Annotated in this window: 14 protein-coding genes; 4 read left to right on the forward strand and 10 right to left on the reverse strand. The window is 40.7% G+C overall.

The window, feature by feature from the left end:
* The first annotated feature begins 168 nt into the window (after positions 1-168).
* A complete protein-coding gene (locus HRU23_18545) occupies positions 169-1,746 on the forward strand; it encodes a HAMP domain-containing histidine kinase (protein NRA56144.1) in 1,578 nt (525 codons plus the stop codon).
* Between the two features lie 58 nt (positions 1,747-1,804).
* On the opposite strand, the gene HRU23_18550 is transcribed toward HRU23_18545, so the two are convergent.
* From HRU23_18550 to HRU23_18575, 6 genes are all read right to left on the reverse strand, one after another.
* A complete protein-coding gene (locus HRU23_18550) occupies positions 1,805-2,275 on the reverse strand; it encodes a sel1 repeat family protein (GenBank protein ID NRA56145.1) in 471 nt (156 codons plus the stop codon).
* 278 nt (positions 2,276-2,553) lie between these two features.
* Entirely contained in the window at positions 2,554-3,480 is a 927-nt protein-coding gene (locus HRU23_18555) for a glutathione S-transferase family protein (GenBank protein NRA56146.1), read from the reverse strand.
* 20 nt (positions 3,481-3,500) lie between these two features.
* Complete coding sequence (locus tag HRU23_18560; protein ID NRA56147.1) at positions 3,501-4,115, reverse strand: DsbA family protein; 615 nt, start codon at positions 4,113-4,115, stop codon at positions 3,501-3,503.
* A 413-nt stretch (positions 4,116-4,528) separates the two neighbouring features.
* Positions 4,529-4,855 (reverse strand): heavy metal-binding domain-containing protein, encoded by a 327-nt coding sequence (locus tag HRU23_18565; GenBank protein NRA56148.1) that lies wholly within the window; start codon positions 4,853-4,855, stop codon positions 4,529-4,531.
* 264 nt (positions 4,856-5,119) lie between these two features.
* Positions 5,120-5,509 (reverse strand): DUF3465 domain-containing protein, encoded by a 390-nt coding sequence (locus HRU23_18570; protein ID NRA56149.1) that lies wholly within the window; start codon positions 5,507-5,509, stop codon positions 5,120-5,122.
* 121 nt (positions 5,510-5,630) lie between these two features.
* On the reverse strand, positions 5,631-6,503 hold the full coding sequence (locus tag HRU23_18575; GenBank protein ID NRA56150.1) for a LysR family transcriptional regulator: 873 nt from the start codon (positions 6,501-6,503) through the stop codon (positions 5,631-5,633).
* A gap of 179 nt (positions 6,504-6,682) precedes the next feature.
* On the opposite strand from HRU23_18575, the gene HRU23_18580 reads away from it, so the two are divergent.
* Both HRU23_18580 and fghA read left to right on the forward strand, forming a co-directional pair.
* The gene (locus tag HRU23_18580; protein ID NRA56151.1) at positions 6,683-7,798 is read left to right on the forward strand and encodes an S-(hydroxymethyl)glutathione dehydrogenase/class III alcohol dehydrogenase; all 1,116 of its coding nucleotides are present in this window, start codon (positions 6,683-6,685) and stop codon (positions 7,796-7,798) included.
* 100 nt (positions 7,799-7,898) lie between these two features.
* Positions 7,899-8,762, forward strand: coding sequence for an S-formylglutathione hydrolase (gene fghA / locus HRU23_18585; protein ID NRA56152.1), 864 nt, complete (start codon positions 7,899-7,901; stop codon positions 8,760-8,762).
* 139 nt (positions 8,763-8,901) lie between these two features.
* Here the strand turns inward: fghA and putP are convergent, their stop codons facing one another.
* The 4 genes from putP to HRU23_18605 form a co-directional block, all read right to left on the reverse strand.
* Positions 8,902-10,395: a sodium/proline symporter PutP gene (putP, locus tag HRU23_18590; GenBank protein NRA56153.1), complete on the reverse strand. Its 1,494-nt coding sequence runs from the start codon at positions 10,393-10,395 to the stop codon at positions 8,902-8,904.
* A gap of 510 nt (positions 10,396-10,905) precedes the next feature.
* Complete coding sequence (locus tag HRU23_18595; protein NRA56154.1) at positions 10,906-11,409, reverse strand: GNAT family N-acetyltransferase; 504 nt, start codon at positions 11,407-11,409, stop codon at positions 10,906-10,908.
* Positions 11,410-11,839: 430 nt separating this feature from the next.
* Positions 11,840-12,109: a type II toxin-antitoxin system YafQ family toxin gene (locus HRU23_18600; GenBank protein ID NRA56155.1), complete on the reverse strand. Its 270-nt coding sequence runs from the start codon at positions 12,107-12,109 to the stop codon at positions 11,840-11,842.
* Positions 12,102-12,380, reverse strand: a complete 279-nt coding sequence (locus tag HRU23_18605) for a type II toxin-antitoxin system RelB/DinJ family antitoxin (GenBank protein NRA56156.1) — start codon at positions 12,378-12,380, stop codon at positions 12,102-12,104. Before HRU23_18605 ends, HRU23_18600 begins: the two co-directional genes overlap by 8 nt.
* Positions 12,381-12,987: 607 nt before the next feature.
* On the opposite strand from HRU23_18605, the gene HRU23_18610 reads away from it, so the two are divergent.
* Complete coding sequence (locus HRU23_18610; GenBank protein NRA56157.1) at positions 12,988-14,154, forward strand: FAD-dependent monooxygenase; 1,167 nt, start codon at positions 12,988-12,990, stop codon at positions 14,152-14,154.
* Positions 14,155-14,343: the final 189 nt, after the last annotated feature.

Below are 14,343 nucleotides of genomic sequence, written 5' to 3' on the forward strand. Positions count from 1 at the left end.
ACTAATAAGCGCTTTAGCTGCGCTATCAAGATTATTTATCGCCCATATTATGAAACTAGAGCTAGTATATTAATTCTATTTACTTTTGTTTTTAAACAAAAGGTTCTAGTTTGAATATCAGCCTGAGGTAGCTTAGATAACTACCTTGCTGCTATTTATGCTTATTGAGTGTTTAAAGGAGTTTCTATCAATATTGATAATATACACAAAGACATTCCAAATTTCCCCTTAACTGCTTTGTTATTAGCAGTATTTGTGCCGGCGATTTTTATTGCATGGTTATTAATTAGTTCAAACGAAAATATAAAAGCAACAAGGTTACAGTATCAAAATACCAGCGAAATAATATCTATCAAAGAAAAGATTAAGTATTTAGATGAAGTACTTACAATGTCTGCGATGATGGTTGTATCTAGTGGCAATAATATCTGGCTTGAACGTTATAACCACAACAGTCAATTAATGGATCAGGCCATTATTACTGCAATTGATTTAGCGGCAGTAACAAACGCAAAAAAAAATGAACTGATAATTTCCGACATCAATCAAAAATTAGTCTCAATAGAACAAAAGGCATTTGAACTCGCCTTAGCTGGCCAACTTGATCCAGCTCAGAAAATGTTTGAAACGCTTAATTACAAAATATACAAACAGGAATTAGACTTCAAATTAACCATGATGACCAATGAGGTTGAAGAACGATTAAGGTTGTTGAACGGAGAATTACGGCGTAGTAAACAACTCGATTATGTTATTTCCCTGTGGGGTTTGGCTGTAACCGTTGCGGTGATAATTTACCTTGCCGGGACAATTCGACGTTGGAGAAATAGACTAATATCGACCGCTCAATATATATATCAACAAGAGCAATCAGAAAAACAACGACTGGAGCAAGACGTGCAGCTGCGTACAGAAGAGCTTTCCCTTGCGAATAAATTACTAGAAACTAACTTGCATCAATTGAAATTCACCCAAAATGAATTAGTCGAAGCAGAAAAGCTATCGTCAATTTCTCGCTTAGTGACTGGCGTTGCTCATGAGGTCAATACACCACTAAGCATCGGTATAACCTCGAACTCTTTCTTAAAAGATAATCTGAAAGCATTAACCGCTAAATATAATATGGGCAGCTTGTCTAAAACAGATATCGAGCAATTTATCCAGCGCAGTAAAAAAGGGATCGATTTGGTTGAGCAAAATTTAGCGCGATCGGCCAAGCTAATCGTAAACTTTAAAAATGTATCAAGTGATCAATTTATTCAAGATAAACAGGTTTTAATCTTGTCTGATTATATTGGCAAAGTCACCTTCACACTAAGCTCTCTCTTAAAATCAAAAGGTGTCGCGCTCGAGATAATTAACAACGACGCTGAGATGATCACCACTTACCCAGGATCATGGGCCCAAATTACCACCAACTTAGTCGAAAACGCGATCAAGCATGGCTTTAAAAACAGAGAAGTAGCCAATGAAATTACCATAGATATTTGCAATGATGATAACTTTAATTACTTTTCATTTAGGGATAATGGTCAAGGAATGACAAAGGAAACTCAACAAAAAATATTTGAAGCATTTTTTACCACAAACCGTTCAAATGGTGGCACAGGACTTGGTTTATTCATCGTCAGCAATATAGTAACGCATCACTTAAAAGGCAGCATTGTTTGCACCAGTACTATTGGTCTGGGCACTGAATTTTCAATTAAACTACCCAACTCCATTAGCGATCACTCTGGCCAATAAGTCGCATTAAATACATTTCAAATTAATACTCGTAAACAGAATGCTTTAGTAGACAGTGCTACTGACTATTAATAAGTGTCAGGTACTCACTGGCTTCTTTAATTCCTTCGCTAAGTGCCTTTTGAAGCCAGATTTTGGCTGCATCAGGATCGGCTTTGATACCTCGCCCCTCAAACAGGGCAACCCCATAATGATAACGTGCCAAGCTAGAGTACCCCGCCTCATCATTAAGCAGAGCTCCCCTTTTCAACAAATTTAACGCATACTCATCGTCTTGCGTTACGCCTATGCCTAATTCATAAATTTGAGCAAGCCAAATCATTGAATACACATCGTTCCAACGAGAAATACAATCTTCAAATATTTTAATTGCGGCTTGGTGATCCCCCGTTTTTTCAGCGGCATAACCGTACATGCACTTAATTCGTTTTGTTGAATCAATATATGAATGGTAACTAAGCTCGTTGCTGCTTAAGGGGAGTGACAAAATCATGTTGAAACATATAAATAGTGCAGCTATTTTTTTCATCAACTAACCTTCCTGGCTTTCAATTAACCTGCTCTGGTGGATCACAATATAGCGATTTCGACGGTTTTTATATACGACTTAATAACGATCTGAATTAGTCTAAAGTCGTACAGAGCAAACTAGATAATGAATATAGGCAAGATTGAAACTAATAGAACTAGGACCTCCAACCTATCTATAGACCATTGACCGCTTTTGACCCAGCAAGATGAATGCCTATCAACATATTAACCACCTTAATATAAATTCAATAAATTAAGGTGGTTGGCTTATAGCTGCTAAAGTACTTTAATACGATAGCCAACACGTGGAAAATTAATGCAAACCGTTCCGATTTGATCATTACTGTGAAGCAGGCCGATGGTTTCACGATCAGCAAAATGGAGCTTGCCAATAATTGGCTGCTCACCGCTATCTTCATCTGCAACAATGGATATTTTCATCCCCAAGGTAAGGTTTAACGGGTCATTGGCATCAACTCGTTCAGGGGTGACTGGCTCAACCGACTTAGCTATGTTTAGGGCGTCTTGTGCACTCATCTCTGTCGCCGTACCGTGACCAATCGCTTTCACGCGTTGCTCCCATGCAATAATAGCCGGGAACTGACTGATAAATTCAGGGCCTTGTGGCCAACGACCGCGTAAAAACCAGATCAGGTAATAGATTAGCGTATCTGCCAGGCTGGCCTGCTCGCCCATGACATACTTATTACCATTTGAGAGTTGCTGATCAATCCAGCCCAATTGCGCGCGTAACTGGCCGATAAGGTGCGGTAGTTCTTCACGCACCTTGGCAAAGTCCCAATTGGGACCAAGATATAACCTACCGCGATCTTGAATAAATTGTTCCGGCATATCAGGTTCTGCAATCGACAGAATGATTTTAAAACACAATTCGAACAGCGTGCCGTCGGTCCAGCGGCTAAGACCCCAGGTCATAGAGCCCGAATCGGCAGGATCAAAAGTAGGTGCAGGATAGCGTTTTTCTAATTCGCGTAAAATACACTGACTATCGCAATAGACATCTGCGCCGATTTGCATGACCGGTGTACGCCTATAGCCACCCGTTAATGGCATTAATAATGGCTTGGGTGGTACGCGCGGAATTGTAACAGAATGCCAGTTCAGCTGCTTGATCCCAAAAGCCACGCGCACTTTTTCAGCGACAGGCGAAGGTGGATAGTGATGAAAAATGATATCGTTCATGATTAAGTCCCTATAATCCGTTAAGCAATAATTGCGCTTATTTGCTCAATAGCGCCACGACAATCTTTATAATCAAGCGCAATTACATGCATTTCATCTCGGTGTTGTAACACCATCGACGGAAATCCGTTGATTGGCAAACTACGAGCAAATTTGAGCTCTTGCACAAATGCCATTTCTAGTTCTTCACTCGCCAAATCGACAGTGAATTTATCAACATCAAGCCCGAGTTCCCCTGCCAATAAAATATGCGTTTGCGTATCTGAAGGGTTCATCGCTTTTAAATAATAAGCCTGTTGCAAGGCTAAAATCATTTGCTCTTCGCTGTCTTGCCAACGTGCAGCGATCACTGCTCGACAGGCTGGATAAGTTGATCGCCGGGGCGAGTTTCTCTGCCAAAATTCGTCATTAAATTGAGTACCAAGTAACTCATGAATGTTTTTCCAATAACCTGCTATTGCCTGCTGTTGCGATAGTGGCATCACTTGGTCACTGTCTGGCGCCAAGCCCCCTACTATATTTTTTACCACTACGGAATCAGGTAAAGCTTGTTGTAAATTTAACCACTGAGGACGATGACCCCAACACCAACTGCACATCGGATCATGCACATAAAACAAAGTAGAGCTTGTCATTTATTACTCCAGATTAAACGATTTTGACCATGGTTTATAAATTATAAAAAACATTGAAAGTGCTAATACTGCAGACCTTTTTCCCCACAAGTTACCACCGATAATAAACTGTATTATTGCAATTTATGCTATAGAAAAAGTCAGCAAATGTAAATCGAGTATAAGAGAGGTGGAAAAAAGGGACACGCATAAAAAATGACACTAATAAATAACCAGTTAAGGGATGAATTACGGTTATTTCGCCAAGATAAGAGGGTTTTCATCACAATGACCGATGCGCGACAAAATAAACGAAAAACTGCCATGGCTAAATTATGCCTAAATGCATGCAGCATAAAAAATCATTGAATTTCAATATGTTTCTTATGCGTGTCCCATCTTGAACTTGCCATCTTGAACTTGTGAGTATGGGCTTATAGCTTTATAGTTTTTAACTTAACCGCGGTCCCAAAAGCCATGACCTCAGACGAACCATCCATAATGGCGCTTGTGGTAAAACGAATTCCGACAATTCCATCGGCTCCCTTTTCACTAGCGCTTGCAATTAAACGCTCGATTGCTATATCCCTAGCCTCTGTTAACATTTCTGTGTAACCTCGAATCTCACCGCCTACTATGCTTTTTAAACTCGCCATAATATCTCGTCCGAGATGTTTAGCTTGAACGACATTTCCTGTAACTATGCCAACGATCTCTGTAATTTCCTTGCCAGGAATAGTCTCGGTAGTGGAATAAATCATTAAACTCTCCTTAAAATTATCGTGGTAGAACGACCCATTACTGGCCAGTCTCCACATAAAAACGCCCCTAGTACCAATATGCCAGCACAAGTCGCTTGCTAATAATTGGTTTACCAACGTTGTAAACCAAGTGTCTCATTGATATTAAATAACTTACAACTTAGTCAACCACTGCGGTGTTTAGCGAGATATTAATAAATCGAAGTGGCACTTAACAAGCTAATTAGACGACGAACGATTGATAAACGGTTATTGGTAACCTGTCTACTGGTAAATAGTGCCTTGATGTTTTAACCACCCGCCCAGATGACGACCGTTGGGATCTTTGTGAGTCCAGTGAACAACCCCACCTTTATAATTCCATTCATACTGACCATAAAACTGCACTTGATCCCCCTTGGCTAGCGAATTAATTCTCGGGGCCAAATCAATGTTGTGGGCGATTAATATCGTTTGATTAGCAGAGACTTTAACAATGAATTTTTGATGCCTTGAGCCTTTAGTATCATCTCTTAATAGTTTGACCACCTGACCAATGCCTTTAACTTGAACATTGCTTAGTTGCTGTTCAAACGCGACTTTTAGTGAGGCTTCTGATTTTGCTTGTGTAACTGGCGTTGTCAGCAATAACACCAAACAAACAAAACTGACCATTGATAACTTATGCATACTTTTAGCTTCCTGTGCTCTACCACAAGATGTGTGGCGTATAATTATTTGATAACCGTTATTCAAAAACAATAAATTACATTAGATTATTATCCAAGCTTAGTGCTCAATCAAGCGCAAGCTGTTGCGCTAAAAAGTCGACCAACAATCGTATTTTAGGAGATAGGTGACGATTGTAGGGGTAAACAGCCCAAATGCCTTCTTCTGGCTCTCGGGAATTATCGAGCACAGTCACTAGATCGCCGCGCTTGATGTGCGCGTCAACATAGTAGTGAGGCAATTGAACCAAGCCGATACCTTTTATTGCCGCATCGACTAAACCATGCCCACTGTTGTAACGAACATTACCACTGACCCGAATGTTCTTGTCACGGCCAGCCTCTTTAAAACGCCAATAATCATGAGTTCCCAACAGACAGTTATGCTGGCTTAGCTCTGACAGTGCATGCGGAATACCATGTTTAGCTAAATAAGCAGGAGAAGCACAGACATAATTGGTGCGGTGGCTTAAGTTTTTAGCCATTAAGGTCGAATCACTGAGCTTGCCAATCCGAATGGCTAAGTCGAAACCCTCTTCAACCAAGTCCACTTTTTGATTGCTCAAAGTAACAGATATTTCAACATCGACATATTGCAACAAAAAGTCGTTTATCAACGGCAGAATTTGCTGTTCACCATAAGTGACAGGCGCCGACAATTTAATTTTGCCGTGTGGTTTAGCCTGCAGGTTAGTGATGGCGCGTTCGGCCTCTTCGAGGCCGTCGAGTACCCCGCGACAGTGTTGATAGAATATTCGTCCTTCTTCGGTCACTGAGACCTTGCGGGTGGTCCGGTAAAACAGCTTGATACTTAAGCGGTTTTCAAGTGCGCTGATTTGACGACTGACTTGTGCGGTTGATATTTCCAGTCGTTTGGCCGCTTTGGTGAAGCTTTCGGTTTCAGCGACATGGACAAATTCGTTAATGCCTTCCCATTTCATTATTATTACTACACAGTACAAGTAAATTACGTAATAGCTAGATTATCATCATTGTAGAAACAAATATAATACTAATATAAATTAAGTGCTATTGCTTAATTAATCAACACAACCTGTATTAAAGTGAGAAATCTATGACTGAACAACCGCTAAGTAAACAACCGACTACCGACAAATATATTAAATCTAAAGCCGCTATTGCTTGGGGCCCCGGTCAGCCACTGTCGGTTGAAGAAATCGATGTTATGTTACCTAGAAAGGGCGAAGTTCTGGTTAAGATCACCGCCTCTGGTGTCTGCCATACCGACGCTTTCACGTTGTCAGGTGACGATCCTGAAGGTATTTTTCCGTGCGTATTAGGCCATGAAGGTGGTGGTATCGTTGAACAAATTGGTGAAGGCGTAACCAGCGTAAAAGTAGGCGATCACGTGATCCCACTTTACACCCCTGAATGTGGCGAATGTAAATTCTGTTTGTCGGGTAAAACCAATCTTTGTCAAAAAATTCGTGAAACGCAAGGCAAAGGCCTGATGCCAGACGGCACGACTCGATTTTATAAAGATGGTCAGCCAATTTTCCATTACATGGGCTGTTCAACCTTTTCTGAATATACGGTGTTGCCTGAGATCTCATTAGCTAAAATAAATCCGGTAGCACCACTTGAAGAGGTTTGTTTACTCGGTTGTGGTGTCACAACGGGTATGGGCGCGGTTAGGAACACTGCGAAAGTAGAAGCTGGCGCTACCGTTGCTATCTTTGGCTTAGGCGGCATTGGTCTGTCAGCAATTATTGGCGCCACAATGGCTAAAGCGTCGCGTATTATTGCGATTGACATCAATGAAAGCAAGTTTGAATTAGCGACCAAACTAGGCGCGACCGAGTGTATCAATCCAAAAGATTACGACAAGCCAATTCAAGACGTTATTGTTGAATTAACCGATGGTGGCGTTGATTATTCATTTGAGTGTATCGGAAATGTCAATGTGATGCGTTCGGCCCTTGAGTGTTGTCATAAAGGCTGGGGCGAATCGATAGTGATTGGTGTTGCCGGTGCCGGTCAAGAAATTTCGACCCGTCCGTTCCAGTTGGTCACCGGGCGTGTTTGGCGTGGCAGTGCATTTGGTGGTGTTAAAGGACGCACAGAATTACCTGACTATGTTGAGCGATATTTGCAAGGTGAATTTAAGTTAGACGACTTTATTACGCACACCATGGGACTTGAAGATATTAATGAAGCTTTTGATTTGCTGCATCAAGGCAAAAGCATTCGCACCGTTATTCACTTTGATAAATAATTCGACTAAATCGAATTAGTCGATTAACCCGCCACTCAATTGTTGAAATTAAGTGGCCAAATCGGCTGTGGCATCAGGCGCAGCCGCTGAGGTATCTAACATGTCTCTTGAAAATCTTAACGTTAATAAAAGCTTTGGTGGCTGGCACAAGCAATATAGCCATTATTCTCAGACGTTAAATTGCCTAATGCGCTTTTCTATTTACCTGCCGCCGCAAGCATCGAGCGGGCAAACAGTCCCGGTACTGTATTGGTTGTCAGGGTTAACTTGCACCGATGAAAACTTCATGCAAAAAGCTGGTGCTCACCGCATTGCAGCCGAGTTAGGCATTGCTATTGTCACACCAGACACCAGTCCCCGAGGTGAAATGGTCGCCGATGATCAAAGCTATGATTTAGGCCAAGGTGCAGGGTTTTATATCAACGCGACTCAGGCCCCGTGGCACCGTCATTACCAAATGTATGATTATGTAGTCAATGAATTGCCCGCGCTAATAGCCGAAACCTTCCCCGTTAACAGTGAATGTTCAATTGCTGGTCACTCAATGGGTGGTCATGGCGCGTTAACTATTGGTTTAAAAAATCCGCAGCGTTATCGTTCTATTTCTGCCTTTAGTCCCATTTGCAATCCGATTAAGGTGCCATGGGGTAAAAAAGCATTTGGCGCTTATCTTGGCCAAGATACAATAGATTGGCGCCAGCATGATGCCAGCGAGTTAATGAAACAGGCCAAAGATTTTATCCCAACCTTAGTTGACCAAGGCCAGTCTGATCAGTTCTTAGCCGAGCAGTTGTCACCAGACTCGCTAGCAGCGGCAGCTGAAACTAGCGGTTACCCGTTAGAGCTGCGCTATCAGCAAGGTTATGATCACAGCTATTACTTTATTGCGGCGTTTATTGAAGACCATCTGCGGTTTCATGCCAGCCATTTGCAGGCGCCAAATTTAAAATCCGGGTTTAATTAATGTGATTAACCCAGAATAACGACTCGTTATTAAATGCTTAACAACAAAAAAGCCAACCACGCTATTAACGTGGTTGGCTTTTTTCAGCGCTAAATTAACGATTGTTAACCTAACATAATGTAGCTTAACTTAACTTGGACTAGTCTTGCGCTAGAGTCTTTTCAACACGCTTGAACAAATCATTAATTTTAGCTGATGGTGCCTCAGTTAACAGGCTAACCACAACAATCGAAATGCTCGCAAAGATGAAACCAGGTACGATTTCAAAGATATCGAAAATGCCACCAGTAAGTTGTTTCCAAACCACAACAGTCACGCCACCAACGATAATACCTGCTAAGGCACCGTTACGGTTCATGCGTTTCCAGTACAGCGCTAAGATCAATGCTGGACCAAATGCAGCACCAAAACCAGCCCATGCATAAGATACTAAACCAAGTACCGAACTTTCTGGGTTAAAAGCTAAGATAAGCGCAACAATTGCTAATATAACAACACCAATACGACCAACCATTACAATTTCAGCCGGTTTAGCGTCTGGACGGATTAGTTGCTTGTAGAAATCTTCTGCCAATGCAGATGAAGACACAAGTAACTGTGAATCAGCGGTACTCATCACTGCCGCTAAAATAGCCGCTAATAAAATACCTGCAACCACTGGGTGGAACATCGCATTAACCAATAACATGAAAATAGTTTCGCTGTCAGCTAACTGACCGCCAAGATTGTTATCAACATAAACAATGCCAACTAGACCAACTAATAATGCACCAGCCATTGAGATAGTTGTCCAAGTCACCGCAATGCGACGAGCAGTGGTTAGGTCTTTGTTTGAACGAGATGCGTTAAAACGAGCCAAGATGTGTGGCTGACCAAAGTAACCTAGTCCCCAAGCAACCAATGAAATAGTCGCAATAGCAGTAATCGGCTCACCAGAAGCGCTGGTAAACATATCAAGTAGCTCTGGGTTTTTCGCTGCAATGGTATTAGACAACTCACCAAAGGTACCGTCCATCGCAACTAAAGGCACTGCAACTAACGCCGCCGCCATCAATAAACCTTGAACCAAGTCAGTCCAAGACACGGCTAAGAAGCCACCGAACAAGGTGTAAGATACGACACAGACAGTACCGATAATCACCGCAATTTCATAATCTAGCCCGAACACAGTTTCAAATAATTTACCACCAGCCACTAGGCCAGAACTGGTATAAAACAAGAAGAATAGCAAGATGAAGAATGCTGAAATTGTTTGCAGTAATTTAGACTTATCATCGAAACGACGGGCAAAAAACTCAGGTAGAGTCAGCGCGTTGTCCGCTTCTATGCTGAACGTTCTCAAACGTTTGGCACAAATGATCCAGTTAGCCCAAGTACCAACTAATAAACCACCAGCAAGCCACAACGAAGTAGCACCTGATGTAAAAGCAAAACCAGGCAGACCAAGTAATAACCAACCACTCATGTCTGATGCACCTGCTGAAATAGCAGTAGGCCAAGGCCCTAGCGTACGACCACCAAGGAAATAGTCAGTAGAATCAACTGTGCGCTTGTAGGCATAATAGCCAATCCCCATCATCAAGACTAAGTAAGCCATAAAGGTAGCGGTAATCGCTAGATTGTTTTCTATCATATTATAATTCTCATTTAATTCGTCTTTCCCTTTGCTTACGCAATAATAAGGCCATAACCGCTCCTGCAGGCCATTCCAATCGTTATTTGTAAAGTAATCCTTATAACGAGATACGTAAAATCCATGCTTTCACATAACAACTGTAACCAGTATGTTAATTTATTTAATTGGATATCACGTCATTTTTGCCACCAGCAAGCTTATCGACCTTACCTCAGAATGTGCTGGTTAATTACGAATTAAAACAGATGAATGTTTGGCATAAGCAGCCTTAAACAGAATTTTGTACTGAACGATTGATTCTCAAACACAACAAGCTGATGACAATTTTACGGCGAGGCTGAGTTTTGTAACGCAGTTGTTATCAGGATTGGGAGAGTGATGGTTTATTTTCGTGAGCAATGAAATCGCTAAATCAAGCTCACGTCAGGATCAATGTAAGCGGGAATAATTGCGATGAGTATAAATTATTACTTGGTAAGATTATCAGCTGTCTGGGTAATCACCTGTCTAGCTACTCAAGTGTTTTAGCATCCAAACATTACAACCACTATGAACAGTACCAGCGAGTGGCTGAGTAAGATGGTTAAAACCCAGCTTGTTATATAGCGCAATCGCAGTGGTCATATTAGAGCAGGTGTCGAGATAACATTGGGTAAAATCATTCTGCTTGGCAAAGTGCAAGCATTGCTCTGTTAGCGCTTGGCCAATACCGTTACCACGGCTTTGCGGCAGTAAAAATAATTTGCGTAACTCACAAACCTCATTGCTTGTCTCAAACGGTGCAATGCCACAACCACCGACAACTTGGTCATCAATTAAGGCAACAAGGTATAAGCTTTTGGCACTGGCTTGGTAGAATTTACTCATTTGACGAACCTCTTCGTCAGACGGACCAAACCCCTCACCTATTGCGCCAAACTCGGCACCTGTTTTAGTGATAACGTCACTAATAGCCTGATCGTGTTTTTCTTGAATTGCAACCAATTGAAAGTTAGAGATAAGCGACTCCATGCAAAGATGTAAGCTAAAGAATGTGGGAATATTGAACACACTATAGGCTATGCATTGAAAGTAAAGTGTTATTGTTCGTTAGGACTTGCTTGAGCAATTTTTATCGGCCTTTTCGGCGCGTTGTAAATCAGTCGCTACAGTGCTTTGATCCATTACCATTGTAGCCAATGCTCGCTGTCATTAAGCGCGTAAACTTACATAAAAAGAGGCTATGTTGTAGTTAGGTGTTGGTGTCGTATTTCGGCTCAAGTAATCTCAGAGGCAATCATCGGCCAACTTAAGACACTTTGCTTTAAATTTCTAGCTCACTAACGCGCAAAAGCGCCTTTGGACTAACTTCAATGAGCAGTGCTATTAATTTAGTTCGCAGTATCTTTTCTTAGACATACCAGCTTGTCAAATCGATGTAGCCTACAGTTATAATGCGTGGTTAAAACAGGTCGCTATGACTTCCGATACGAGCGAGTTGTAAGATAGATTGCTTAATCTTATAGATGAGTACTAAATCGGGTTTAACGTGACAATATCTAAAGCCTAACCAATTTCCGGAAAGAGGGTGATCAACATATTTTTCAGCTAACGATTCACGTTTTTGTAACGTAGAAATGACATGGCCAACTTTAATAATTTCAGGGATAGACATTTTTGTGATTTTCTTGAAATCTTTTTTAAACTGAGTTGAATACTCAAGGCTATACATCAATAATCTTTCCGTCAGTAAGATCTCCGAATAACTGGTTAATGTCAGATGCTTTATTCCCTTGGCCACTTTCGAGTTCTTGCATCGCCGCGATTGTCATTGCGTTTGGTTGTTTACCTTTTAACTCAAAAGGAATGCCTCCGTAATTAATAACCGCTTTTGCAAATAACTTGATTGCTTGTGAAGGGCTTAACCCTATTTCATCACAAACATGAGTAAAAGCTACTTTTGTATTGTGATCAATTCGTGCTGTCAACATTTCAGTTTTCATTCCAACTCCTTTGTGTGTCAAATGCTATACAATGTCTATCAATTATCGATGAATATATATAACAAGTCAACATAGTAGCTAATGGCTTTGGTTCTATCACTTGGCGGCTCACCGATAGCGCCAAGCTCTGGCGTTACATTTAAAAATTAACTCACTATCGCGCAGAAGCGACTTGCATAAAGCTTGAGTGATTGTGTCGCAATGTTCAATTTACCATGATGTTTTCTAATATGTTCAGTGTCGTTTTTGTTGGTTGTGCTTATAGCCAAGACTTGAATATTTATTTCGTCGCGCGTTTATTAGCGTAATAACTTCACCTCTACACACGGTATTGCACAGTTTATTTTTTCGTGTTGCACACTTTGTCATAATGTTATTCTCAAGCGGCTAATATTAATCAGTTACTGTTTACCACGTCTTCGAAAGTGTGCAAATGGTTTTGAGATAACGAGCATGCTCACTTTCTTTTTTAAAAATACTTGTAATCTCACTACTAACGTATTAATTTAATTGCATTAATTACTGTGGTTGCTGGCTTTTCTAAAGCTAGATAACGAGCATGCCGTATATACAAATGTTAGGCGCTTAGTCAGGACAAGGAGTCATTTTGAACATTAGTATTTTAGGTGGTGGTGTTGGAGGGTTAAGTGCTGCTATTGCATTAAAGCAAGAAGGTTTTGATGTATCTATTTATGAACGTCATAGCGGCCCCTCAGAAATAGGAGCAGGCATTGTATGCTGGCCTAATGCATCTTTCATACTTGAACAACTTGGTGTTTTAGACAAAATATCAAACGTTTCAGGGTCAATAAATTATATGAATCGTTTCACAAATACAGGTGAACCTATAGGTTCACTTGATATCAATGAGTTGAATCGATTAATGAAGTACCCTAGTTATTCCATTATTCGTAAAGATCTAATGAAGATTTTGATTCAACGTACCGTTGAGTTAAATATCAATATTCATTACGATCACGAGGTTATTAAAATCTCAAATGAAAATACAAAGACTGTAATTCAATTTAGTAATAGTAAAGTAATCCAACCTGATATTATCATTGGTGCTGATGGTCGTATGAGATCTTTAGCTAGAAAATACGTAAACGGTAGTAATTCGCCAATATATCAAGGTTTTATTAATTGGGTTGGTGTTATTGAAGATGAATCTATTAATTTCTCTGAACTCTCAGTCTCTGATTATTGGGGAGTCGGTGAGCGCTTTGGCATTGTGCCAGTATCGCAAACAAAAGCGTACTGGGCGGGTGGTGCTACTTCCAAGAATATCGCAGAACTTGAACCTGTTAAATACAAGAGTGAACTCAACTCAATATTTAGTGGTTGGCCAGACATTATCACCAAAGTCATAAATGGAACTCCCCAATCCCGTATTAATAAAATTTATGTACATGACCACGATCCAATTAACTTATGGCATAAGAATAATCTTATTTTATTAGGGGATTCTGCCCATTCACCTTTACCTACATCTGGTCAAGGAGCATGCCAGGCTCTAGAGGATGCATGGCATTTAACAAATTGCTTAAAAGAAAGTCCTAATGAATTAAGTAAGGCTTTTAAGCTCTTTACTGAGCTACGAAAATCTAAAACAGCAGGAATAACATTTGGTGGTCGTCAGCTAGCCTCATCTATTTTCAATATCAATGAAGAGTTTTGTAAACAAAGGAATATTACGAGCAAAAATACAAATTACCAAAATGCAGTTGTGGGTATGGCTAACGGGTGGTCTAGTGGGTTGCCAATCAGCGCCTAACAAGTCATTTCAGCAGGACAAAATACTAATATTAGACACCCACATAATTTGGACGGCTAAATGTCTTGAGTCAATTGGTTACGAACTGCTCTATTTGGTCTCTGCTATAGTATTTTTCTCGAACTGATTTTTTGTAAGGTAACCCATGCCCGATTTACTCACAATTGTCGAATTGCAGGCATGACAATG

It is taken from the genome of Gammaproteobacteria bacterium, assembly GCA_013214945.1.
In the GTDB taxonomy this organism is placed as follows: domain Bacteria; phylum Pseudomonadota; class Gammaproteobacteria; order Enterobacterales; family Psychrobiaceae; genus Psychrobium.

Coding starts and splice junctions, on each gene's coding strand:
- HRU23_18550 (NRA56145.1), bottom strand. CDS start 2,275: ATGAAAAAAATAGCTGCACTATTTATATGTTTCAACATGATTTTGTCA.
- HRU23_18555 (NRA56146.1), bottom strand. CDS start 3,480: ATGAACGATATCATTTTTCATCACTATCCACCTTCGCCTGTCGCTGAA.
- HRU23_18560 (NRA56147.1), bottom strand. CDS start 4,115: ATGACAAGCTCTACTTTGTTTTATGTGCATGATCCGATGTGCAGTTGG.
- HRU23_18565 (NRA56148.1), bottom strand. CDS start 4,855: ATGATTTATTCCACTACCGAGACTATTCCTGGCAAGGAAATTACAGAG.
- HRU23_18570 (NRA56149.1), bottom strand. CDS start 5,509: ATGGTCAGTTTTGTTTGTTTGGTGTTATTGCTGACAACGCCAGTTACA.
- HRU23_18575 (NRA56150.1), bottom strand. CDS start 6,503: ATGAAATGGGAAGGCATTAACGAATTTGTCCATGTCGCTGAAACCGAA.
- fghA (NRA56152.1), top strand. CDS start 7,899: ATGTCTCTTGAAAATCTTAACGTTAATAAAAGCTTTGGTGGCTGGCAC.
- putP (NRA56153.1), bottom strand. CDS start 10,395: ATGATAGAAAACAATCTAGCGATTACCGCTACCTTTATGGCTTACTTA.
- HRU23_18595 (NRA56154.1), bottom strand. CDS start 11,409: ATGGAGTCGCTTATCTCTAACTTTCAATTGGTTGCAATTCAAGAAAAA.
- HRU23_18600 (NRA56155.1), bottom strand. CDS start 12,109: ATGTATAGCCTTGAGTATTCAACTCAGTTTAAAAAAGATTTCAAGAAA.
- HRU23_18605 (NRA56156.1), bottom strand. CDS start 12,380: ATGAAAACTGAAATGTTGACAGCACGAATTGATCACAATACAAAAGTA.